Source organism: Gluconacetobacter sp. (assembly GCF_047721585.1).
Taxonomy (GTDB): Bacteria; Pseudomonadota; Alphaproteobacteria; order Acetobacterales; family Acetobacteraceae; genus Gluconacetobacter; species Gluconacetobacter dulcium.
Genome location: NZ_JBDNXE010000066.1, coordinates 1 through 21,881 on the forward strand (window position 1 = coordinate 1; position 21,881 = coordinate 21,881).

Consider the following 21,881-nt stretch of genomic DNA (forward strand, 5'->3'; position numbering starts at 1 on the left):
CTTCTCGGCGACCCCCACGCCACCCCGGCGGCCCTGGCGGCCGGGGTGCATGACGAAGGCGAGACCGGGGTGGTAGACGGCATGGCCACCGCCCCGGACGGCAGCCTCTACCTGACGGAGCTGGAGCGCCACGCCATCCTGCACCGCGCGACCGACGGCACCTTGTCGATGGTCGCACACGACCCGCGCCTGATCGCCCCGGACGGCCTGGCACTGCACGGCGACACGCTGTGGCTGACAATCGGCCAATGGTCCCGCCTGCCGGTCTTCCACAACGGCCAGGACCGGCAGGAACGCCCCTGGCTCCTCGCCCGTATCCATCTCCCTTGAGAGCCTGACCGAGAATGCGCGCTGGCGGCGTGTCCCCCGCGCGTTTCCTGCGCTTCGGTGATCATGGCCATCAAGGCCACTCCGCTCCGATGCTCGGGAACACATTTCGGGCGCGGCCCGGAACGGGCCGCTCTCGCTCGCCAGCCCACAAATTCGGTCAGGCTCTGAACACTGGAACGAAAATGCGCTCCAGCGGCGCCGGCCTCTACGGGTTCCCTGGGCTTCGCGACAGGCAACCCGTCACGCCCGTCCCGTCAGGAGCCCGTTCAATCTGGATGAGCGCACAATGCCTGGACGACGAGCCAGCCCACCGCCATGAAGACCAGGAATAATCAGGCTATCGGGCTGCTGCGACTGTTCCTGACGTTATCTGTCGTAATGCATCACTCCGTTCTGGCTTATTGCGTCTTCGGACATTTCGATCCCCGGCATTATCTTCTTTCGACGGCGCCCGTCATCGACAGAGAGCGATGGGGTGGGTTCGATCTTCTGGTCCGCTGGAACGATACCTACTTCATGATGCTCATGTTCTTCGTTTCGGGGCTATTTGTATTGCCCAGCCTGCAACGAAAGGGGGCTTCCCGCTACCTGAAGGACAGGCTCCTACGCCTCGGCCTTCCTTTTACCGCCTGTGTAACCATTATCATGCCGGTGGCCTATTACCCGTCCATTCTTGAGACCGGGAGGCACATCCCGTTTCCAAGCTTCTGGCTTGGGTATTTCGGACGCTTCCACTGGCCTGGCGGACCGGCCTGGTTTCTGTGGTATCTCCTTCTCCTTGATATACTCTGCGTCCTGACGCTGTTGCTTCTTCCCACGCTTCCCCAGCGACTGGCGGTCGTTCCTGATTTCATGAACCGTCATGCGCGTTCCGCCGCCTGCCTCATCATGATCGCGGCCTTCGCCGCTTATCTGCCTTTCGTCCATATCTTTGGTCCTGAGCGTTGGCTCAATCTTGGTCCCTTCTTCGTTCAAGGAAGCCGGATCGGGCTATACGCCCTTTTCTTCTGCCTGGGCTGTGCGGCAGGAGCGGCAGGCATTCATCATCCTCTATTTCAGCGGGACGGAGCGCTGGCCCGGCACTGGTTGCTTCCTTTGTGCTTCGGTGCATTGTCTTTCGGTTTCCTCATCGAAGAATCAAGAAACTTGCCAGACATTCAGGCCATTTTCCTTGTTTTTTGCTGCATGTCGTTCTGCATAGCCCTGACAGGCATGTTCGTGCGTTACGTCACAATAGTACCGATATGGGTAGAACACCTTATGGGGGATGCGTATGGGGTCTATCTCCTGCATTATGCCACCGTGACGTGGGCACAGTTTTACCTGCTGCCGATATCATGGGGAGCGGTGCCGAAGGCTGCCTTTGTTTTGTCCGTGACGCTGCTTTCCAGCTTCCTCCAAACACGGATCGCCCGATCCGTTCCGTTCCGTTCCGTTCCGTTCATAAGACGTGTCATCTAAGTGTCCGTCCAGGATCATCTTGAATCGTTGGAATCGTTTTGTGATTCTCAGCCAGCGCGCCCGAAAAACCTGCCGCCGCGTAGCCCGGTGAATGATTATTTCTGCCGCTGACAACATGACGACACACGCGATCGCATGCACCATGCGCTCTACGTCCTGTGCCGGGAGCAGGCGGGCCGTGAGGCCAGCCCGACAGCGGGCCGTCATTGACGGTCAGAGTGTCAAGAGTATCGCTCCGATGGGCCTGCATTCCTCAAAAATGATAACCGATTGTACCATACGCAACACGTTTATCACCGTAATAACAGAGGTCGGTAGAATTACACTGAACGTAGATCTTGTTAGCAACATTGTTCATGCTCAGTCTGATGTTCAGTCCTTTCATGGAAGAAAACACCTGCCCCGCGTCCCAACTGAAACCCGTATCGAACAGAACATAAGAGGGATTACGGAAGGAATTGGCCTGATCCGCCCAGCTCTGGCCCTGATAACGAACGCCAAAATTGATCGACAGACCCGGCGCGATCTCTTTGGGGAAACGATAGTCGATAAATCCGGAGGCCATGTTCGTCGGCTGCTGCGCGTGTCGCTTGCCAAGCAGCGAAACCGTTTCGCCTCCGATCGTCTGCCCGGTCAGATTCGTGCGTGAATTATAAACCCGGTTCCACGTGTAGTTCAAAATCAGGTCCAGACCCTGCGCCAGATTGGCATGGGCCGAAAGTTCGACACCCTTGGATTTTACCTGACCGACTTCACTGCTATATCTTGGAAAATCCGGATTGCTCACAAGCACATTGTTTTCGGACAGATCATAATATGCAGCGGTCAGAAGGGACTGGGTATGCGGAATCTGGTATTTCAGTCCGCCTTCCCACTGATGTCCGTTCAACGGATCAGGCTGCACAATATTACCGCTTCTATAAACATTCCCGATCTGGGGCATGAATGATTTCGCGTAATTGAAATACGGCGCAAGACCGATGCTGGAAACATAGTTTATCCCTGCATTCCATGTAAACGGCCGGTTAAAAAGAGCGCCATATCCGTTCCAGTCCTGACGCCCGGCGAGCGTTACGTAGAAACGGCGCCACTTGATCTGATCCTGAAAATAGATACCGTCCTGCCAGTAGTTATACTTCGCCCACGTGGACTTCCCTTTCCGATAATCATTGTAGTCCGAGAATGTATACTGCCCATAAACCGGATGGAGAATGCTTGCATCTGGGACTGTCGCAAAGTCGAACCCCCAGTAACCGTCCGACCATTGTGCGCGATAATCGACGCCAACGAGGAGAGCGTGCGAAATCGGTCCTGTTTTTAGCTTATAGCCAAGATTGGCCGTCATCTGAGATGAACGTCCCTTGATCGAGCTATCACAAAATGCAGATCGACTGATCGTCTCGGTGCTTTGGTCGACGTTATTAAGCCAGAGAGCACACCCCCCGTGACTCTGCGCATCGAAACGTGCAGTCGAATTAAACTGAAGATTTCGCGTAAATTCATGGTGGAAAATCGCTTCAACCATGTATTCTCGATTCCAGTTATAATTAAAAGACGGATCTCCGTAATATCTCGATACCGGAAGGCGACCAAAATTGGCTTTGATCAAGCTGCCATATGCAGGAACGCCAATCCATGGGTCGAGTGACTCCGGATCATAGGAAAACTGTCCGATGATGGTGAGATCAGTCTTTTTATCAATCTTCCATTCGATATCACCCTGAGCAGCCAGCCGCTTGTAGTGATTGTAATCTATCTGCGATCCCTGGGTAATACCCACTCCAACAAGGCGATAAAGCAATGTCCGGCTCTTATTGAGTGGGCCGCTGAAATCGACTTGCCCTTCGTAACGCCCGTAATTGCCAAAGCCTGCATTCGCCTGCCCCTGAGCCTTTTCGGTCGGGCGTTTGAGCGTCATGTTGATGAGACCGCCGGGATTGGCCTGCCCGTACATGACTGATGACGGACCGCTCAAAGCTTCGATCCGGTCCAGAAAGAATGGATCGCTGACGGACGTTCCATTCAGCAACCCATCCACGAATGTGTAGGATTCGAAGCCACGCTGATGCACCGGCTGGAACAGGCTGGCGGAAGGCGTACTGTCATTGGCGCTCAAGCTGACGATACCCGGCGTATAACGCAACGCCGCGCCGATCGTGAGCGGTTGCAGATCATCCATCTGCTTGCGCGTGACGACATAGACCGACTTCGGCACCTCGATCAGCGGTGTATCGGTCCGGGTGGCGGAGGCGCTGCGGGTCGCGACAAAACCGACGCCAGGGCCGTAAGCCGATTGCGCATCCCCGCCGGACAAGCGTGCCGTGCCGCCAACGCGCACCGGACCGAGCAGGATGGCAGAGGCCGCTTTACCGAGCGTCACGCTGTTCGGGCTCGTGAAACGGTATGTCAGGCCCGTGCCGGCCAACAGGCGGGACAGTCCCTCCTGAGGCGTGAAATCGCCCGTCACGGCGACGCTGCGAACAGCCCCCGCATCGGACGTCGGATAGGCCACCTGAACGCCGGATTGCCGAAAATACGCCTGCAAGGCGCCTCGCAGAAGCTGGGCCGGGATCGAGAAATGCCGGATCGTCGCCGAGGGAACCGTGGGGATGATTTGCCCCTCGGTCGCGCGAGCGCCCGGCCCCGCAAGGCAAGACCCCATCAGCAGGGCAATGGCGTAAAGCCGCGAGAATGACCTGACTCCGCGATGGCACCTATGGACTGTCACCGAAACTTTCCCCGCTGAAAATGAAACGTATTCTTAAGAACCACAGACCTATGACGACGGAGCGGCGCCGCTCTCTACACCTGCTGCGCTCTTTTTTTGCCGTTCCCTCGGGGAAAGAGCCCGATGGCGTCGCATTCCGAACGGAACAACAGTCACACTCATGGATTTGCGAACCATTCTCATGAATGGTAGGAGGCGGGGAGAAGCATCGGACAGGCGGCGCGTCATGCAGGACAACATCGCGGTTTTGACGGACCTGATTTCCGCGGAACGGCATAAACTGCTCAACGTCATCCAGCGGATCGTCGGCAACCCGGAAGCGGCCGAGGATGCGGTGCAGTCACTGTTCGAAAAGATCCGACGCATCGAGAATGCGGCGGAGATCGTCAATCCGCGCGCCTTCCTCTATCGCCTCGCCTCCAACCTCGCGATCGACCACGCCCGGCAGGCCAGGCGGCGCGAGGAAGTCCAGAGCGACATCCACGATCTTCTCTGGATCGAGGACGACACTCCCTCGCCGGAACGCACGCTATTCGCCCGGCACGAGCTGGAAGAGATCGAAAAGGCCATCGCGGCCCTGCCGGAACCGATGAAAACCGCCTTCGTACTCAACCGCTTCCATGGCGTTCCCCAAAAGGAAATCGCCGCGCGCATGGGCCGGTCCATCGCCCTTGTCAGCCGCTATATCTGCCGCGCGCTGGATATCATTTCGTCGTCCCGAACGGGCTGACCTTCCCGGAATCATGGTTCGTCTGTTAAATCGTGCGATGACCGTTCGTCTCAGAGCCTGACCGAGAATGTGGGCTGGCGAGCGAGAGCGGCCCGTATTGGGCCGCGCCCGACATGTGTTCCCGAGCATCGGAGCGGAGTGGCCTTGATGGCCGTGAGCACCGAAGCACAGGAAACGCGCGGGGGACACGCCGCCAGCACGCATGTTCGGTCAGGCTCTCAGGAAGATGGGCGAAAACACGGCGAAGGGCACTACGTGACAGACCAACCGCACGACATCGCGGAAACGGCGCGCCACTGGATTGTCCGCATGGCGTCCGGCGCCATGACGGCCGAGGAACTGAGCGCGTTCCGACGCTGGCGGGCGGCATCACCGGATAACAACGCGGTCTTCGAGCGGGAACGGGCGCTGTGGCGCGCGCTTCACCTCACACCGGAACAGGACCGTACCACGCGCGGCACCTGGCAACGGCTGGGTCAGAGGCATCGCGTGCGCCGGAGCGTACGCCGGAGCCTGTTCCTCGGCAGCGCCGCGATGGTTGCGTCCGTTCTCGTGCTGTATGCCCCGGTCGCCTCAACCTGGCTCAGAGCCGATCAGTGGTCGGGAACCACGGTGCAGACGCTGACCCTTGCCGATGGGTCGCGCGCCATTCTCGACGCCGATACCGCCATTGCCACGCGCTACACCGCGACGGAACGGACGATCACGCTGCTGAAAGGCAACGCGCTGTTCGAAGTGAAACATGATCCGCGCCGTCCCTTCCGGGTGGTGGCGCGCAATGGAACGACGGAGGATGTGGGAACGGCGTTCGAGATCCGCCGGGAAGAGGCAAGTGTCCGTGTGACGGTCGCGCGGGGCATCGTGGATGTTCATGCGCCGCACGACGCTCCCGCCCCCGTCAGGCTGAAGGCCGGAGATCGCACCAGTTACACCGACGGCACGATCGCGTCGGTCGAACATGGTATCGCGCCCGAAGAGATCGCCGCCTGGGCGCACGGCGATCTCATTCTGGACAACGCACCAATCCATGAGGCCGTCGCGGCCGTCGCACGATACCGACGCGGCCGCGTCTATGTTCTGGCCGATGACAGCGCAACACCGCCCATCAGCGGGGCATTTCGTACTGATCAGGCAGACGCGGCCATCACGGCCATTGCCGCGACAGCCGGGATGACGGTGACGCATCTACCGGCGGGCATCTTGCTAATACGAAGACAATAAGCATCCCATGCTGCGTCAATAGGTTGGTGGTGCGAACTGCGGGACTCGAACCCGCTCCTACCTGAGGACTCCGGCTTGCAACACCATGAAAAGACAGAAGATAATGACACGCGGTCTTCTGGTTGAATTTTCTGCGTTTAATTCCGGTCATTCATTCTGGGTGAGTCAAGCATGAAAAGAAAGCCGTATTTTTGGATTAGTGAGAATGATATAGAAAAAAAGCCTTACAAATTAAGAAGGTGGTAAAAAAAAGACGATAAGCACAATTCTTAACGAGGTTAATATGCGTGCAGAACTTCGTTCATTATATGTAAATTTTCGCGCTGATCTTATAAAAAATAATATCTCGTTTCCTGATGCTTCTGCTCCCTATTTGCTGAATCCCACAGCAGCCTATGCTACGGCAAATTTCCGAGTGCTCTTTTGTGGGCAAGAACCGCAAGGATGGAGTTGGAGTGCAGAGAATTGCAAAGATATCCCTGCTTACGGCACTTGGCCTTACTCTGATATCTGTTCGTATGACGATTTTCTCAAATATTCCGATTCAATTGATGCTTTGATGGAAGGCTATAAGAGATTCGACAATGCGACGCATCAACCGAGAAATAGGACTAGTCCTTTCAATCGTGCTTTTCGACGAGTTAGAAACATTTGCGGGCCAGGTATTATGGTCGGTAATGCTTGCAGACTGGCTTATCGAAATCATTCTGGAACAAGCTATTTAAAGGCGCCGAAACTATTAAGGAATAAATTTGATCCGTATCAGAGTAAACTTTTTATTGATGAATTAAATATTCTTCGTCCTGATGCAATTATGTTTTTTACGTCTTCTGGATATGATGATTTGTTGTGGTTTGGAGTGCCTGAACTTGTTTTGACGCCCCTTAAAGATGGAGAGAGTCAGGATCATATGGGTGTGTTTACATCGCCTTATTTGCCTTGTCCAATTTACCGTACCTATCATCCTGCTTATTTGCAACGTATCGGAAAGTGGGAATGGATTGACTATATATGTGATCTGGTGATGGCGTCTCAAAAAGTTTGAATTGTGTATCCGGTTTGCTCGGAGATGGTTTTTTATGAATGCTGCATCAGAAGAAAATATCGGCATATTTTGGGTTATTTCCGAAAATGGATGTTCCAGATTTCTTGTGGATCGGCTTCCAGTTAGTCAGGGAGAGAGATATGGTGATGCAATAACTTGGGGTGGGCACTATGAGTTCTGGGAGCAGATTCAATCAGAAAATCAGAACAGAAGTCTGTCAAAAGTTCCTCAGTGGTCTGAATATGAGGAATGGCCTAGAGGTCGGGTTATCTATAATACAAGAGAAAAAATCTTTGTTGTTTACGCGGATAGAAAACTACTTACCAACGAAATGAAGCGCGCCATTTGTGAGGAATTTTCTTTGCCTCTTTCAAATACACGCTATTCTGCTGATAGCCATTATATCAGTGTCAGGAGCGTAGGAGTGCCCGCTCAATGATATTAGCTGACTGGTTTAGCCAATCAAGGCAAAGCAATAAAGGGGGTCAACGGGGGAGATTTCTCCCCCTTGCCAGCAGTTGAATGCTACCTTGGGTAGCCATTCGACACTGCTGGCTCCCTTTTAAAACGTTCCCTTTTTGAAGGCTGTTTCCGGGTAGCTTATTGCCTCCACTGTCTGCCTGAGATTCGCGATTGTGATGCCGGTCAGATAGGTCGTTGTTCCTTGGCTTTTATGGGTGACTTCATGGCCCAGAAGCCGGTCTATCCATATTTCTCGAATGTCGGATTCCTGAGCATTCTTTTCAGGTTCCAGCGTCACCTGGCTTTGGAAGGTGAGGAGGGATGTCAGTTCTTTGTCTGAGAGCCTGAATCAGAAAGCAGTTTGATTGATTTTTCGCAGAACTCTGCGGATATGAGCGATCATCAGCCACGCGTGGGATGAGGAGATTGTTGCCTCGACATCCCTCGTGAGGCGGCGGCAGCATCCTGCTCACGCGACAGAATCACGAGAATATGGTTCATGGCCTCCCACCGTCCCTCGCGTATCCACCGATAGAAATAGCCTTGCAAGATCGTGAAGGCAGGAAAGTGCCGGGGCAGTTGCCGCCATTGGCAGCCGGTCGTGACGATATAGAGGATCGCTTCCATGACCCGGCGCAAATCGGTGCGTCGTGGTCTTCCCAGTCGTTTCCTCTCGGGCATCAGCGGCGCAATCAGCGCCCATTCCGCATCGCGCAGGTCACTTGCATACTCAAGGTCGTCCCGGCGATATTGCGCGCGGGTGATTTCAGTCCAGGCCATCTTGATCTCATCAGGTTCTCGCAAACCCATGAATCATAACTAACTGAAATCACTCAACTCATTTTAAGTCAGACAGTGAGAACCGGTCCTGCATGGTTCTGGCCTTATGGAAGACTTCACCTGTGCGGGCGTAGAGAGCCGCAGCCCGTTGGCGGGCCAGAAACTTGCTTTCGGTTTGCAGGGAGAGAGAGATTTCTGTTTTGCCAAGACAGGCTTGTAGCACGACCGGGACGGCACGGCGGAAGTGGTAATGAGAGCCGATAAGACGCAGCATGTGAGTTCCCAGACTGGGAAGACAACCGGGAAAGTCCCGTTCACCCATCATAATCCGGTTTTATAGCGTCTTTTCAAGGCTGTAGCGCAAAAGTCTGAGGGACTCGAACCCGCTCGCTTTCGTCGCAACCAATCAAACAACTCATTGAAACAGAACGATAATTTCAGACGAAATCATCCTTCGCATAGTGACTGCGGGTTCACTCTGCGGGCAAAGCCGTGGGGCAGTCAAGAGAGGGATTTGTCTGGCCTCTGGTGGGAATATGATGTATATACGACGTATAAACTTTACGTAAGGAAAATCATCATGCAGGGCGTTGTCAGGAAATGGGGGAACAGTGCAGCCATTCGTCTTCCTGCTGGTGTGCTTGAAGCCGTCAGTCTGAAGATTGATCAGGCCGTCGATGTGCGAGAAGAAGATGGGAGGATTATCATCGAGCCAGTCAGAGCAGTTCCTCTCAAATTGGAAGAGTTAGTGTCAGGTATTACGAATAAGAATCGCCATGATGAAATCGATTCCGGTCCATCTGTTGGTGGTGAAAGCTGGTGAGTGCCAAAGCAACGACTGTCTGGGTTCCTGATTGCGGGGACATTGTCTGGCTTGAGTTTGATCCGCAGGCGGGCAGGAAGCAGGCTGGGCACCGACCTGCTGTTGTACTAAGTCCTGTCATCTATAACGCTAAAGCTGGAATGATGCTGTGCTGTCCGACAACGACCAAGATTAAAGGCTATCCTTTTGAAGTGGCTCTGACTGGAAAAACTGCCAGTGTGGCCTTGTCAGATCAGGTGAGAAGTCTGGATTGGCGCGTGAGAAAGGCAAAGCTCAAAGGTAAAGTTTTACCAGAAGAGCTTGAGGCTATCCGGCAGCGTATCAGATTACTGGTCGGGTGATAAAAGTAAGTTTTTCAATAATTTTTCAAAAACAAAAGAAAAACGGGAAGCCAGCCGTGCAAACCAGCGGACACGTTGTGTCGCGATGGTTTGCAAACTGGTCAGGGGGAGAGCATTGCTCTCCCCCGTGAACCTCCTCTTATTATAGCTTTAATCGTTTTGAGGCTGTTTGTGCTGCTTGCAACGCTTTCCCGTCCATCCATGCTCTACGGCTACGTTCAAGTGCCATTTGGGCTTCCGGAATTTCCGATGGGCCGCCATGATGAAACGGGGGCTGAGGTGCATACTGGATAATGAGTTGAATATGTTCTGCTGCGGCCTGCCCGCGTAATTGCGCTGCGAGAGTAAGCCCAAAATCAAGGCCAGCAGTCACACCGCCTCCTGTAATCCTATTGCGATCCTGCACAACGCGTTCGTGGCTTTCAATAGCCCCCATTAACGGCAGCAGATTAACAACACCCCAATGGGACGTCGCTTTGTATCCCTCCAATAACCCTGCTGCGGCAAGAATAAGGCTACCTGTGCAAACGCTTGTAATGAAGCGAGAGTGTGGTGCACGACTTATCAAGAAAGCAAGGACGTCGGGATCGTTCATGCAGGCAATTGTTCCCATTAGCCCGCCCGGTACAAACAATACATCCAGTTCCTGTGGGCACGTCGCTGGTGTGTCTGTTGGAGGGACAGGAATACCGACATCGGTGGAGACCGGCGTCATAGTCATGCCAACCAGATGAATTTCGGCACCTAGAATTTTAAAAATGGTCTGCGGACCAACAAGATCCTGAAGAACCATGTTCGGGTAAACAAGCATGGCAATTTTGATCGGGGGGCCGGAGAATTTCATACCTTGCATATGCTCCAGATGCTCTTTTTCAGAACCGCCCGTTGCTGCCTTGGCACTTTCTGAGACTATGGAGGCCATGATAAGAGTGGCAAGGGCACGTCGTTTAAGACCGGGTAAAGAAGAAGCGTCTGGCAGTAAATTTGGCATGATTGTTTCTTTATAAGAGGGTTTGATCTGAGCAAAAACAACGCACGAGCCGCTCTCAAGAGAGCTGTTGGGTTTCGTCATCAGAATGTCACCTGAAGTGAACCCAAAGCCGAACGGGGAGCTTCCGCGCGCATGGAGAATGTTCCATTCGTGTCATAAATTCGGGCATTGGTCAGGTTTGTCATATTAAGCTGAGCCCTGACTGGTCGTCCGTGTAAGGAAAACTTATACCATAAGGCAGAATCAAGCCGGAAATAGCCGGGAAGGTAGAACGAATTGGGAAGTGTTGCCTCCCGTCGGGTGGCGGCTCTAATACCCAGTCCCAAGCCTAGACCATGCAAAACTATTCTGTCTGCAAATTCGTATGTTGTCCAGACGTTTCCAGTATGTTTGGCAACGCCAGCAAGAACACTATTGATAGGATACTTGTTGTCACGAGTTACATTGGCAAAAGTGTACGCGTAACTGAGAACGGCTTTCCAACCCGGTAAAATCTCACCAGCTATATCAGCTTCTATTCCTCGACTACGCTGCTGGCCAACAGCAATGGAATAAAGTGGATGAGCAGGGTCTGTCGTGGCAACATTTGAGCGACGAATATCATATACCGCGACTGTCGCCTGAACGTGCTCATGAAACAGTTGTTGTTTGATGCCTGCTTCAATCTGGCGAGACCTTCCGGGTGAAAGGGGAGTTCCAGTGAAGGAAGAGGTTGATGTAGGAATAAAACTCGTTGACCAGTTAAAATAAAGAGACGTTGTTCTGCGTGCGGCATAGAGAATGCCAAGCCTAGGAGAAAATTTATTGTCAGAGACAGAGGTGTTGATTTCTTTTATTTTATTGAGAGAAGATGTTGTTGTGGCATCATAGCGCCCCCCACCAAGAACATAGAAGCGATCAAAAAGAGAAATGTAATCCTGAAAATACACCGAGGCGGCTTCTGCCTGTGTTGAAATATTTGAGCGTAATCGTGCAAGTCCTGGTGCCCCCGTATAAATGGGATCTGTAAGAACAAGTGCAGGAAGTGAGGCATCATAGGTTTTTGCACTATAATCTGTCTGATAGAGCTCGCTGCCGACCAGCCAGTCATGTTTTAGTGGCCCAGTATGAAAAATACCTGAAAATTCATTCTGAAGATCAAAATCTTTACCCATCTGAGGGCCGCTGGATACTCCTCGGCTCAGGGTTCGTCCGTTCGGTGAGAGGGCAAAGGTGCTCATACGATCCGTACCGAAATCATAGTTGTTGATTGAGTTTGCAAAGCCTGAGCGAAATCGGAATGAATCAGAAAATTTATGTACCCAATTGTATCCTAAACGCCAGGAGTTCTGATGCGAGGCTCCAAGAGCCTGATTATCGAAGTTATAGGAGAGGGGTAGGGCCAGAGCTTTTCGGATCAAAGGGGTTTGGGATGCACCCCAAGTATAGTTTGAAAGCTGCCAAGACGCGAAGAAATCAATCTTATCATGAAGAGACGGAGTCCACCGAACAGTGGGAGCAACATAGGTTGTTTCGTTGTAACCGAAGTCTCGGAATGTATCATCATGCCGATAGGCGAAATTGATACGCCCTACAATTTTTCCATCTCCTGATAGATCACGGTTACCGTCTGCGGTTCCACGGAATAATCCAAAACTTCCCCCTGATAATCCGGCATTCAGAAAGTTATGGTTTGCAATGGCTCGCTTTGTCGTGACGTTGACGGTACCGCCTGAAGAGGTTGAACCACCGTATAACACCGATGCGGGACCTTTGAGGACTTCAATGTTATCAACGCCCTGAATATCTTGGGTTCCGGTCTGTTCTCTAAAACCATCTCGCAAGGTTGTAGACGCGTCCACAAATCCACGCACACGAAAAGTCAGAGAATTAGGGAAGGTCAGATTACGTTCAACACCGCTGACTGTCTCGATGGCCTGATTAATGCTGAGAGCGCCACGATCCTGTATGACAGCATGAGTGATGACCTGTACCGATGCAGGTGTTTTCTGAATGGAAACAGGAATTTTTAGAGCTGAACTATTGCTCTGAGCAAGATAATTTTCGGCAGGCTGCCGTGTTCCATTAACGATCACAAAGCTTTGTGACTGAGACGCGACCTCTATCTTTTTCTCTTTCTGAGGCAACATCCCAGTCTGGGAAAATGATGTTTTGTCTGTGCTGCTCTGCGCCCATAAAGGTGTAGCGGTAAAACCGTAAGACAGCACGACGATGCGCGCGACAACGCGACACGCTAACGCTCCTTGAGCGCCACGGGTTTCTTCATACATAGTTAAAGATAATCCTGAACTGAGAAAGACTCAGCACTGGGTCGTGCAGAAACACTCCCAAACACGCATAAAAGCGGCGTATAGGGTGAGATGACGCACACCAGAAGCTGACGAAAGGCTCAGGAAAATAAAGGGGGGCCGCGCGACGGTGGCAGACCTGTCAGAACAGATGGCGGTGCTCTGGGAGGATGCGCCCGCATTTCCTGTTGATATCGATACACAGTATAAGCAGGCAGTGCTGGGAGGTTCGTCAGAATAACAGCGACAAGTTCCAGCAACGGGCAAAGCGGACAGCTTTTGTCGTGATGATGTGTATTATGGTGATGACCTGACATGCTCATAGGCATATCCATCATCGCCATATCATGGCTCATGTTGCGCTGCGGGCTGATATCAATGCCCGTTAGCCGCTCAATTGCGCTCCTTGGCGTTTCGTCAGGTAGGGAAAAACCCTGAAGGAGAAGTTGTCCTAAAAACCCGACAAGAACCAACACCCTCGCAAGAATTGCGAAGAGTGGTGTATTGTGTTTCTGTCGAGTTTGGGGAGTAGTCAAGACTATTGATAACTCCAATACATTTCCGGTTTCATAAAGAGCGATTAGTTGACGATGTCAAGAAGGGTAAAAAGAGCAGCCATAAACGCAGACCTTCGCGGATAAGAGCCTGACCGAAAATGCGCCCTGGTGGCGTGTCCTCCGCGCGTTTCCTGCGCTTCGGTGCTCACGGCCATCAAGGCCGCTCCGCTCCGATGCTCAGAAACACACGCCGGACGCGGCCCTGATGAGCCGCTCTCGCTCACCAGACCGCATTTTCGGTCAGGCTCTGAGAGAATAATTCTGTGGTTCTGGCATGAAGGAGTGATGCCCGTTTGCTGGCTTCGTTCTGGTAACCGGTTTTCAGGGAAACCCAGATTTCCCGCCGGTTTAACGCTGCTCGCAAGGCAGGGGGAACAATACGGCGAAAATGGTAAATGGTGCCTCGGACACAGAGCATAAAATCTTCCCTCGGCGGGGAAGGACGATGGAGCAAAGACAGCCTTTGCCCTTCACTCAGCCGAAAAATCGTGCCATTTCAGGTGCCTGTGGTGCGAACTGCGGGACTCGAACCCGCACACCCTTGCGGGCGCAAGATTTTAAGTCTCGTGCGTCTACCATTCCGCCAAGTTCGCCCGGTGCGCCCTCTAGCACACTCGCGAGACCAGTGAAATCCGGCAGTTGCCGTTTTCCGCAGGCTAAGCGGCGCGCAGCAGAGCCGGTCCGTGTCGGCGCAGCCAGGTTTCCGCCATATGGCGATGCGGCGTCAGGGCAGCCACCAGCACCCAGAAATCCGGGCCATGATTCATATGCCGCAGATGCGCCAGTTCATGCGCAATCACGTAATGCTGCACATCCATGGGCGCCATCACCAGCCGCCAGTTCAGCATCACCGTGCCGTTCGCACTGCAACTGCCCCAGCGGCTACTGGTATCCTTGATCACCAGCCGCCGCGGCCGCAGGCCGGACGATCCCGTAAGCGCGGTCAGCCGCTCCCCCAACCGATGCCCGGCTTCCTGCCGCAGGAACGTCGCCAGCCGGCGGCGCAGGAACGGCGCTTCACCGCTCACCTTCACCACCCCGTCCTCGATCCACACTCCCCGCCGCCCATCGGGACAATGGACGATGCCATGCGCGCACCCATCAAGCACCACCTGCCCCCCATCATGCCACGGCGCCGCCGCAGGCAGGTGATCCAGCCGCGACAGCACCCAGACAGCATGGTTGCGCAGCAGCGCCATCCCGGCCTCGCGCTCCGCCCTCGGCGGCAGGGTAATGACGATTTCGGCCTCACGCGCATTGATCCGCAGCGACAACCGCCGCGCCCGGCTCGACCGGCGCCAGCGCACCGGCACATCCCGCCCTGCGAGCCGCACAATCTCGGCCTCTGTCGGCCTCAGCCCGGAAAGGCCGGCCGTCATGCCCGATCGCGCGCTCGTGGCCGGCGCGGACGGGGCATCTTGCCGGGCCAGTCGACAATGTGATGCTCCAATTGCCCGGCCCGCCGCTCGCTGATCGCCCGCCCCCGCACCGAAACCCCGGCCTCATGCACGGTGTCGGGCGAGCCTGAAACCAGCGGATGCCACCATGCCAGCGGCCGCCCCTCGGCCACCAGCCGATAGGCGCATGAGGGCGGCAGCCAGTCGATTTCCGCCATGGCCTCGGGGGTCAACTGCACGCAATCGGGCACCTTGCGCCGGCGGCACGCATAGTCCGAACACAGGCAGGTTTCCAGATCCAGCAACCGGCAGGCAACATCGGTAAACAGGATCTGCTCGGTCACGTCTTCGCGCAGCTTGTGCAGGCAGCAGCGTCCGCACCCGTCGCACAGCGACTCCCATTCCTCGGTCGTCATTTCGTCCAGCCGGCGGACCTGCCAGAACGGCTTCATATCGGTCATGGCGACCGTCTTACTGAATCCCGGCTCCAGAGAGAAGAAAAACGCCGCCTACCCGTCGAGCACGCCAACCATCACGGCCCCCGCCACCGCCAGCACCGCCACAGCAAGCGCCGACGGCCCCAGCAACGGCAGCCACAGGCCGCGCACCCGCACCATCCGCCCCGCCCCCAGCCCTGCCGCCGTCCGCGTCAGTCCAGGCGGCAACCGGTCGAGCGCGCGCAGAAGCGGCAACAGAACCAGCGGAACAAGGCAGACAGCCTGCATCACGACAGGCCCCGCACCACCGTCGCGCCAGGGGCCGGACAGCATCACGGCCCCCATCCATCCCGGAATTGCCAGTGCCAGGGCACCGATCCGGGCGCCCGACAGCACACGCCGCCCCTGCGGCCGTGCCCGCAACAGCAGGCCGAGCCCGCATGCAGCCCCAGCCGCCACACTTTCCACCAGCAGACTGACAACCAGCGCCGGCACCGAGAAAGCCGGCAGCCCGCTCATGGCGCGGCCAGCCAGTCCGCGAAGCGTTTGGAGAGATCGGGCAGATGCTCATGCCAGAAGGCGGCATCCATCAGCAGCGGCTGCGCCGAGCCCACATCGCCATGCGCGTGATAGAGCGACGCGAACCGCGCCACCTGCTCGGGCTGGGCCATGAAATGCAGCAGGCTGCGCGCCCGGTCGCGCGCCGCCCGGTCCAGATCAGGCGCAACCCCCCAGGACAGACCATCATCCAGGCTCTGCTCCCATTGCAGCCCCACATCGCGCTGACCCGTCGCGGCCGCCATCACCTCGCCCCCGGCCGCGCTGGTCATCAGCACGCTGCCATTGCCGATGATGCGCGCGGATTCCGCCGGACTGGTCCACCACTCGATATAAGGACGCAACTGGCTGAGCTTGCGGAAGGCCCGCGCCACCCCCTCGGGCGTACCCAGCACGGCATAGACATCGGCCGGCGCCACGCCATCGGCCATCAGCGCGATCTCCAGCGTCGAACGCGGATCGCGGCGCAGCCCCCGCTTGCCGGGATAGCGCACGACATTCCAGAAATCGCTCCAGTGCGGGGCCACCGGAATGCGGCCGCGATCCCACACCAGGGCAATTCCCTCGCGCATCGCCGGCACGCCGCAGGCATCGGCACTGCCGGGGGCGCCGCCCAATCGCAGCAGAAATCCCTGCATGCAGGCGGCACGGGCGGTGCTGTCTTCCATCAGCGCCACAGTCCAGGCACGGCCGGCATGCCCCGACCGGGGCTGCGGATCGCCATCCCACACATACCGCAGAATACCGACCCCCATCTGGGCCGCGAAGGGGCGGAAAAACGCCTTGTCCTGAGCCGCACTCAGGGCACCGCCCAGACTGTTCACCACCAGCGCATGCGTGCGCCAGCCTGTCCGGGCATTCCCGCCAGTCGGCACGATCGCCAGCAGCAGCAACCCGATCAGAAGACGGCGAAGCGATCGGAGAATGCGGGGCGGGCGGGACAGAGGAATGAACTTTCGCAGGAGGCAGGATAAACAGGCGGCCACGCTAGCCCATTTCCCCCCGAAACGGAAAGGCCACCGCATGGGCCGGCTGCCACGCCAGCCGCGCGGTGCGTCCGGGCACGAGCCCCGTCAAGCTCTGCGCCGGCGGCCGGCGGACCAGAACCTCCTGTCCATCCTCCAGCCGGAAACGCAGCCGAATATGGTCGCCCATATGATGCAGCCCCGCCAGCACCGCCGGCAGCGTGTCCTCGCCATCGTCATCGGCGGCGGCCCGGCCGGTCGGAAACAGGGTGGCGACCCGGTCGGGCCGGACACACAGCGTGCACAGCATGTCGTCAGCCAGGCCCGGCCCCGCCATGGCCTCGACCCGCGCGCCGCTGGCCAGATGGACCGAGGCCAGATCGTCTTCCACCCACGCGACGCGCCCGGTCAGGGCATTGGCGTCGCCGAAGCCGGTGGCAACCCGGTCGCAGGCCGGCCGGTCGAACAGTTCGGCGGCATTGCCGACCTGCAACAGCGTGCGACCCGACAGCACGCCGATCGCGTCGCCCAGCAGCAACACGTCCTCCCGATCGCCGGTCGCCAGCAGCAGCGTCAGGCCCTGCGCCCGCGCCACCCGCGCCAGCAGGCGGCGCATCGCCAGCCGATCCCCCCGCGCCAACCCGGCGAACGGGTCGTCCAGCAACAGGACGGACGGCGCGAAGACCAGCAACCGGCCAAGCCGCGCCCGCCATTCATCCTGCGGATCGAGGGCGCGCGGCCGGCGAGAGGCGCATCCGTCCAGCCCCAGCAGCGCCAGCACCGCATCCACCCGCGCCACGACCGCCGGACGCGCCATGCCGCGCGCCTCCAGCGGAAAGGCCAGGTTCCGCCGCACGGTCAGATGCGCGAACAGCGGATCGCGCGCGCTGAACAATCCCATCCCCCGATGGCCGGCCGGCAACGCCGCCACATCCCGCCCGTCGAGCAGGACCTCGCCGGCCACACAGGGCAGATGGCCGGCCAGCGTGTCCAGCACGCGGGAGAGATCGACCGCGCGGTCCCCCAGCAACGCCAGACACCCGCCGGGCGCGATCGAAAACGACAGCGCGGGCGTGGAGGGCTCCACCGGCGCGCACACAAATCCGCGAACATCAAGACGTGGAGAGAGGGGAGCCATGCGAGAAGCGAAACCTGCCAGGACGGAGTGAAAGCCGGCAAGTGTAGCCAACCCGCATGAAAGATACGACCGATCTCGCGGCGCGAGCCCGCAAAACCGCCCGCACACGCTGCGAACGACCGTTTTCATCCCGCCATCGGCCAGGGCGCGCGCCATTGGCCGAACCGCGCACCGACGGCCCACGGGTCGTTGCCAAGCCACGCGAAGTGGCCGATCATCGGCCCGATATCCGAGCCGCCGTGCGCCGAATGCGACCGGCGGCCATCGCCAGCCATGCCGCGATCAGCTATCTGGCCGGGCGGGCATTCCGGCGGAGCGCCCGCCAACGAAGCAGAGGGAAGAAGCAAGGACCATGAAGATAGCCGAACTTGGCAAAGCCACTGTCCAGGCGGAACTGACCGTACGCCGCGAGATGGCCATCCGCATCGGCAGGCAGGTGGCGTTTCTGGTCGTCGCCGCCGTGTTCGGCCTGCTGGCGATCCTGTCGGGACACGCATTGCTGTGGGCCTTCGCCTACCAGACGCTGGGGTTCAGCGTGCTCGGCGCGGCGATCCTGGTCTTCGCGGTCGATGGCGCCATGGCCCTGCTGTTCCTGCTGCTCGGCCGCCGCTCGATCATGACCGCGACCGAAATCCGCGCCCGCTTTGCCCGTGAGCACGCGCTGAACGAGCTGCGCCAGGCCATGGCCCTGACCGCCGTGACGACCGCGATCGCCGGCCCGGTCGGCCGCCAGGCCCTGCGCGCGATCCTGCACCTCGTCCGCTCGGTCTTCGGCCGCAAGGGCATCTGACCCCTCCGATCAGCGCCGGATTGCCTGAGAGACGCCAAAGCCGGTTGGGGACCATGCTGAAATTGCATTGGCCCCCGCCCGCCATTTCTGGAAACGTATTCCCTGGTCACAATTTCATGAGCACGCAGACCTGATGCGTTCTCATGACAAGTCAGGGAAACCGGGTAGCTGTGGAGAAGGCGGACTCCGAGCGTAGTGCACGGGCACGATCCTTTGGACGTCGTCTGACCCATAAGAGCACGCCCCGACAGGGACGGGCCGGCCGTGATCCGTTGCCTTGCGGCCCGGCCACCGCAGGCGCGGCAATCCGGGCATGAGCATCCGGCTGGTTCCTCCGCACACGGCGCTGCATTTTCCGCGCTCGCTGGTCCGCTTCGGCGGTTTCGCCTTCCCCGACTGGAAGGCCCTTTCGCCGACGATCACCTACAGCATCCGCGCGCTGCTTGCCGTCGGGCTGGCCCTGTTCCTGGCATTCTTCTTCCAGCTCCAGACCCCGATGTCCTCGGTCACGACGGTCCTGATCGTGGCCAATCCGGTCGTCGGCGCCATGGTCTCCAAGAGCTTCTGGCGTATTTTCGGCACCGTGATCGGCGCAACGGCGGCGGTGCTGCTGATGGCGGCCTTTCCCCAGTCGCCGATGCTCTATTTCATGGGCCTGTCGATCATCATCGGCATTGCCTGCTGCGTCTCCACACTGCTGCGGTTCTACAAGGCCTATGCCGCCGTGCTGGCGGGCTACACCATCGTGCTGGTTTCCATTTCCACCTTCGCCGACCCCGACCGCATCTTCATGGCCGCCATGTCGCGCCTGTCGGCGGTCACGGTCGGCATCGTCAGCACGGCCGTGGTGTTTCTGGTCACGTCGGTCAGCAGGCCGGAAAAGGTCCTGCGCCAGGTCGACCAGACGCTGCGCAACATCACCGGCCAGTTCTCGCACCCGGCGGATCTGGAGGACATGGCCCCCGGTCAGACCCCCATGCCGGACGATGGCGGCCAGCCATTCTCGTTCCGCGCCATGACGCTGACCAGCTATGACGCCCGCGCACGCCTGCTCTCCCAGGCCAATGCGCTGGTCGAAGCGATCGAATATGCCGCCGCCGACAATTTCGCGATCGGCCGGCGGGCCGCCGGCCTGCGTGCCGGCGTGGCCCGGCTGCTGGGGCTGCTCAGCACCCATCACCCGATCTGGCGCGACGACCCGCCCGACAATCCGCAATCCGCAGCCGCCCGCGACCTGGTGCATGACGTGATGGCGCGCTTCGCCGTCATCCCCCCGGAAAACCTGCACCTCGACGATCCCGCCGGCATGCGTACCCAATTAGCCGCCGCCATCGACACCCTGGACGACCTGTCAGAAGAAACCAAAGACCTCCCCACCATCGCGTTCATCGACAACGAGCGCGACATCCTGGTGCAATTGCGCAGCGCGCTGGACGATTTCGTGGGGCCGCAGGCACATGTCCGCCCGATCCGGCTACGACTGTTCTTCGACTGGCCGGCGGCGCTGCGCAACGGCACGCGCGGCGCGTTCGTCACCCTGCTGGGCTGCCTGACATGGTATGTCTTCCGCTGGTCGAACGGCGCCACCATGCTCGCCTATCTCATCCCGGCATCCTGCCTGCTGGCCACCAGCCCGGTGGCATCCCGCGCCAGCGTCATGTTTGCCAGCGGCACCCTGGCCGCGATCCCCGCCGCCTTCATCTGCCAGACCTTTCTCCTGCCCCGTATCGACGGTTATCCGCTGTTGTGGCTGTCCCTCTCGGTTTGCCTGCTGCCGGGCATCTGGCTTCAATTCCATCCCCGCCACGCCATGCGCGGCTTCGGTTATGCGGTATTCTTCAATGCCATGGTGCAGATCCGCAATCCGATCTCCTATGACGACCTGTCCCTGATGAATGTCTGGCTGTCCTACCTGATCGCCCTGATCGGGCTGGCTCTGGTCTTCCGGGTCATCCTGCCGTCCGACCATCGGCTGGACACCGCCCGACTGGTCACGTCGATGAATCGCGCTACCCAGCAACTGGCCAGCCTGCCGCTGAACCGGCACGTCAGTTGGACGGTGTGGGAAAACCTGCAGATGCAGAAGATCCTGCGTATGATCCAACGCTTCTCGCTGGTCGCGCCGCCTGCCCGCGTCTACGAAACCACCGATGCGGCGTTCATCTGCGTCTCGGTGGGGCGTCTGATCGCGCGGCTGCGGCATCTGGTGCAGAATCCGGCGGTGCACGAACAGGACCGCGCCTGCACGCTGGCGGCGCTGGCGTCGTTCCAGCATCTGTGCACCCAGCCCACGCGCACCGCGCTGATCCTCCGCACCGCAGCGCAGGACGTGATGCGCGATGTCGAAGAGCGCCCCGCTGCATCCCACGTTCCCACCCGGCGCATTGCCGCCTGCCTTGAACAGGCATCGCTGCTGGTAGACTCGGCGCCCGGATTCTTTCACAAACAAGGTCCCCTGCAATTGCCTGGCGACATGCCGGGCGCCAATAACAGGCTGAATATGGCCATCCCACCCCAGACGCGTTCGTTCGGAATGAGAGCCGCGTGATGCTGACCGAGTTCAATTTCTTCGGCGTCTTCATGGCGCCGATCGTCGTCTACGCAATCGCCGCTCTACCGGTGACCATGCTGATCCGCTTCGCGCTGTGGTGGACCGGCATCATGAAATGGTTCTGGCACCTCGCACTGTTCGAGGTCGCCCTCTACACTTGTGTTCTGTGCCTGATGATCCTGTTCGTCTGAGAAACGGTCGAACAACTGCCCCTGCAAGGTCCGAGATAGACAATGCCCCTTCTACGCACCCTGATCCGCGTGGTTCTGACCCTGAGCGTCGTTGTGC

The 21,881-nt window shown here is 58.0% G+C and carries 21 protein-coding genes, 1 tRNA gene and 4 pseudogenes; 12 read left to right on the forward strand and 14 right to left on the reverse strand.

Going from position 1 to position 21,881, the window contains the following annotated elements; all coding sequences use genetic code 11:
- From ABF821_RS12720 to ABF821_RS12730, 3 genes and pseudogenes are all read left to right on the forward strand, one after another.
- A pseudogene (locus tag ABF821_RS12720) lies at window positions 1–330 on the forward strand (gluconolactonase); the annotation flags it as partial.
- Window positions 331–645: 315 nt separating this feature from the next.
- Window positions 646–1,791 (forward strand): acyltransferase family protein, encoded by a 1,146-nt coding sequence (locus ABF821_RS12725; protein ID WP_415530232.1) that lies wholly within the window; start codon window positions 646–648, stop codon window positions 1,789–1,791.
- A gap of 54 nt (window positions 1,792–1,845) precedes the next feature.
- Window positions 1,846–2,056: pseudogene (locus ABF821_RS12730) on the forward strand (IS5/IS1182 family transposase); the annotation flags it as partial.
- On the opposite strand, the gene ABF821_RS12735 reads toward ABF821_RS12730, so the two are convergent.
- The gene (locus tag ABF821_RS12735) at window positions 2,045–4,519 is read right to left on the reverse strand and encodes a TonB-dependent siderophore receptor (protein ID WP_415530233.1); all 2,475 of its coding nucleotides are present in this window, start codon (window positions 4,517–4,519) and stop codon (window positions 2,045–2,047) included. The pseudogene ABF821_RS12730 and the gene ABF821_RS12735 sit on opposite strands and share 12 nt — an antisense overlap.
- Window positions 4,520–4,745: 226 nt before the next feature.
- On the opposite strand from ABF821_RS12735, the gene ABF821_RS12740 reads away from it, so the two are divergent.
- The 4 genes from ABF821_RS12740 (at window position 4,746) to ABF821_RS12755 (ending at window position 7,954) form a co-directional block, all read left to right on the forward strand.
- The gene (locus ABF821_RS12740) at window positions 4,746–5,249 is read left to right on the forward strand and encodes an RNA polymerase sigma factor (protein WP_182975325.1); all 504 of its coding nucleotides are present in this window, start codon (window positions 4,746–4,748) and stop codon (window positions 5,247–5,249) included.
- Window positions 5,250–5,504: 255 nt separating this feature from the next.
- The gene (locus tag ABF821_RS12745; protein ID WP_415530234.1) at window positions 5,505–6,470 is read left to right on the forward strand and encodes a FecR family protein; all 966 of its coding nucleotides are present in this window, start codon (window positions 5,505–5,507) and stop codon (window positions 6,468–6,470) included.
- A gap of 283 nt (window positions 6,471–6,753) precedes the next feature.
- Entirely contained in the window at window positions 6,754–7,515 is a 762-nt protein-coding gene (locus tag ABF821_RS12750) for a hypothetical protein (RefSeq protein ID WP_415530235.1), read from the forward strand.
- Between the two features lie 34 nt (window positions 7,516–7,549).
- Window positions 7,550–7,954, forward strand: coding sequence for a hypothetical protein (locus tag ABF821_RS12755; protein ID WP_415530236.1), 405 nt, complete (start codon window positions 7,550–7,552; stop codon window positions 7,952–7,954).
- Window positions 7,955–8,077: 123 nt separating this feature from the next.
- On the opposite strand, the pseudogene ABF821_RS12760 reads toward ABF821_RS12755, so the two are convergent.
- The 3 genes and pseudogenes from ABF821_RS12760 to ABF821_RS12770 form a co-directional block, all read right to left on the reverse strand.
- A pseudogene (locus tag ABF821_RS12760) lies at window positions 8,078–8,239 on the reverse strand (integrase); the annotation flags it as partial.
- Window positions 8,240–8,326: 87 nt separating this feature from the next.
- Window positions 8,327–8,757: pseudogene (locus ABF821_RS12765) on the reverse strand (transposase).
- Window positions 8,758–8,815: 58 nt separating this feature from the next.
- A complete protein-coding gene (locus ABF821_RS12770; protein WP_415530237.1) occupies window positions 8,816–9,031 on the reverse strand; it encodes a DUF6538 domain-containing protein in 216 nt (71 codons plus the stop codon).
- Window positions 9,032–9,337: 306 nt separating this feature from the next.
- Here ABF821_RS12770 and ABF821_RS12775 point away from each other — a divergent pair, with 306 nt between their 5' ends.
- Both ABF821_RS12775 and mazF read left to right on the forward strand, forming a co-directional pair.
- On the forward strand, window positions 9,338–9,580 hold the full coding sequence (locus tag ABF821_RS12775) for an AbrB/MazE/SpoVT family DNA-binding domain-containing protein (RefSeq protein WP_415530238.1): 243 nt from the start codon (window positions 9,338–9,340) through the stop codon (window positions 9,578–9,580).
- A complete protein-coding gene (gene mazF, locus ABF821_RS12780; protein WP_415530239.1) occupies window positions 9,577–9,921 on the forward strand; it encodes an endoribonuclease MazF in 345 nt (114 codons plus the stop codon). The genes ABF821_RS12775 and mazF overlap by 4 nt, the downstream gene beginning before the upstream one ends.
- Window positions 9,922–10,063: 142 nt before the next feature.
- On the opposite strand, the gene ABF821_RS12785 is transcribed toward mazF, so the two are convergent.
- The 10 genes from ABF821_RS12785 to ABF821_RS12830 form a co-directional block, all read right to left on the reverse strand.
- The gene (locus tag ABF821_RS12785; RefSeq protein WP_415530241.1) at window positions 10,064–10,993 is read right to left on the reverse strand and encodes a DJ-1/PfpI family protein; all 930 of its coding nucleotides are present in this window, start codon (window positions 10,991–10,993) and stop codon (window positions 10,064–10,066) included.
- Window positions 10,993–13,182 (reverse strand): TonB-dependent siderophore receptor, encoded by a 2,190-nt coding sequence (locus ABF821_RS12790; RefSeq protein WP_415530242.1) that lies wholly within the window; start codon window positions 13,180–13,182, stop codon window positions 10,993–10,995. The genes ABF821_RS12785 and ABF821_RS12790 overlap by 1 nt, the downstream gene beginning before the upstream one ends.
- Before the next feature lie 119 nt (window positions 13,183–13,301).
- A complete protein-coding gene (locus ABF821_RS12795; RefSeq protein ID WP_415530243.1) occupies window positions 13,302–13,736 on the reverse strand; it encodes a DUF2946 family protein in 435 nt (144 codons plus the stop codon).
- Window positions 13,737–13,977: 241 nt separating this feature from the next.
- Window positions 13,978–14,175, reverse strand: coding sequence for a DUF6538 domain-containing protein (locus tag ABF821_RS12800; protein ID WP_415530244.1), 198 nt, complete (start codon window positions 14,173–14,175; stop codon window positions 13,978–13,980).
- An 89-nt stretch (window positions 14,176–14,264) separates the two neighbouring features.
- Window positions 14,265–14,350: transfer RNA gene (locus ABF821_RS12805), tRNA-Leu, on the reverse strand.
- A gap of 63 nt (window positions 14,351–14,413) precedes the next feature.
- Complete coding sequence (locus ABF821_RS12810; RefSeq protein ID WP_415530245.1) at window positions 14,414–15,136, reverse strand: M48 family metallopeptidase; 723 nt, start codon at window positions 15,134–15,136, stop codon at window positions 14,414–14,416.
- Window positions 15,133–15,615 (reverse strand): YcgN family cysteine cluster protein, encoded by a 483-nt coding sequence (locus ABF821_RS12815; protein WP_182975317.1) that lies wholly within the window; start codon window positions 15,613–15,615, stop codon window positions 15,133–15,135. Before ABF821_RS12815 ends, ABF821_RS12810 begins: the two co-directional genes overlap by 4 nt.
- Window positions 15,616–15,663: 48 nt before the next feature.
- Entirely contained in the window at window positions 15,664–16,110 is a 447-nt protein-coding gene (locus tag ABF821_RS12820) for a hypothetical protein (protein WP_415530246.1), read from the reverse strand.
- A complete protein-coding gene (locus ABF821_RS12825; protein ID WP_415530247.1) occupies window positions 16,107–17,135 on the reverse strand; it encodes an extracellular solute-binding protein in 1,029 nt (342 codons plus the stop codon). The genes ABF821_RS12820 and ABF821_RS12825 overlap by 4 nt, the downstream gene beginning before the upstream one ends.
- A gap of 1 nt (window position 17,136) precedes the next feature.
- Window positions 17,137–18,252 (reverse strand): ABC transporter ATP-binding protein, encoded by a 1,116-nt coding sequence (locus tag ABF821_RS12830; RefSeq protein WP_415530248.1) that lies wholly within the window; start codon window positions 18,250–18,252, stop codon window positions 17,137–17,139.
- 352 nt (window positions 18,253–18,604) lie between these two features.
- On the opposite strand from ABF821_RS12830, the gene ABF821_RS12835 reads away from it, so the two are divergent.
- The 3 genes from ABF821_RS12835 to ABF821_RS12845 all read left to right on the forward strand — a co-directional run bounded on the left by ABF821_RS12835 (window position 18,605) and on the right by ABF821_RS12845 (window position 21,784).
- Window positions 18,605–19,042 (forward strand): hypothetical protein, encoded by a 438-nt coding sequence (locus tag ABF821_RS12835; protein WP_182975314.1) that lies wholly within the window; start codon window positions 18,605–18,607, stop codon window positions 19,040–19,042.
- 313 nt (window positions 19,043–19,355) lie between these two features.
- Complete coding sequence (locus ABF821_RS12840) at window positions 19,356–21,590, forward strand: FUSC family protein (RefSeq protein ID WP_220791891.1); 2,235 nt, start codon at window positions 19,356–19,358, stop codon at window positions 21,588–21,590.
- The gene (locus ABF821_RS12845) at window positions 21,590–21,784 is read left to right on the forward strand and encodes a DUF1656 domain-containing protein (RefSeq protein ID WP_182975313.1); all 195 of its coding nucleotides are present in this window, start codon (window positions 21,590–21,592) and stop codon (window positions 21,782–21,784) included. The genes ABF821_RS12840 and ABF821_RS12845 overlap by 1 nt, the downstream gene beginning before the upstream one ends.
- Window positions 21,785–21,881 lie beyond the last annotated feature (97 nt).

Coding starts and splice junctions, on each gene's coding strand:
- ABF821_RS12810 (WP_415530245.1), bottom strand. CDS start 15,136: ATGACGGCCGGCCTTTCCGGGCTGAGGCCGACAGAGGCCGAGATTGTG.
- ABF821_RS12800 (WP_415530244.1), bottom strand. CDS start 14,175: ATGCTCTGTGTCCGAGGCACCATTTACCATTTTCGCCGTATTGTTCCC.
- ABF821_RS12820 (WP_415530246.1), bottom strand. CDS start 16,110: ATGAGCGGGCTGCCGGCTTTCTCGGTGCCGGCGCTGGTTGTCAGTCTG.
- ABF821_RS12740 (WP_182975325.1), top strand. CDS start 4,746: ATGCAGGACAACATCGCGGTTTTGACGGACCTGATTTCCGCGGAACGG.
- ABF821_RS12775 (WP_415530238.1), top strand. CDS start 9,338: ATGCAGGGCGTTGTCAGGAAATGGGGGAACAGTGCAGCCATTCGTCTT.
- ABF821_RS12790 (WP_415530242.1), bottom strand. CDS start 13,182: ATGTATGAAGAAACCCGTGGCGCTCAAGGAGCGTTAGCGTGTCGCGTT.
- ABF821_RS12725 (WP_415530232.1), top strand. CDS start 646: ATGAAGACCAGGAATAATCAGGCTATCGGGCTGCTGCGACTGTTCCTG.
- ABF821_RS12835 (WP_182975314.1), top strand. CDS start 18,605: ATGAAGATAGCCGAACTTGGCAAAGCCACTGTCCAGGCGGAACTGACC.
- ABF821_RS12815 (WP_182975317.1), bottom strand. CDS start 15,615: ATGACCGATATGAAGCCGTTCTGGCAGGTCCGCCGGCTGGACGAAATG.
- ABF821_RS12785 (WP_415530241.1), bottom strand. CDS start 10,993: ATGACGAAACCCAACAGCTCTCTTGAGAGCGGCTCGTGCGTTGTTTTT.
- ABF821_RS12840 (WP_220791891.1), top strand. CDS start 19,356: ATGAGCATCCGGCTGGTTCCTCCGCACACGGCGCTGCATTTTCCGCGC.
- ABF821_RS12755 (WP_415530236.1), top strand. CDS start 7,550: ATGAATGCTGCATCAGAAGAAAATATCGGCATATTTTGGGTTATTTCC.
- ABF821_RS12750 (WP_415530235.1), top strand. CDS start 6,754: ATGCGTGCAGAACTTCGTTCATTATATGTAAATTTTCGCGCTGATCTT.
- ABF821_RS12845 (WP_182975313.1), top strand. CDS start 21,590: ATGCTGACCGAGTTCAATTTCTTCGGCGTCTTCATGGCGCCGATCGTC.
- ABF821_RS12830 (WP_415530248.1), bottom strand. CDS start 18,252: ATGGCTCCCCTCTCTCCACGTCTTGATGTTCGCGGATTTGTGTGCGCG.
- ABF821_RS12770 (WP_415530237.1), bottom strand. CDS start 9,031: ATGCTGCGTCTTATCGGCTCTCATTACCACTTCCGCCGTGCCGTCCCG.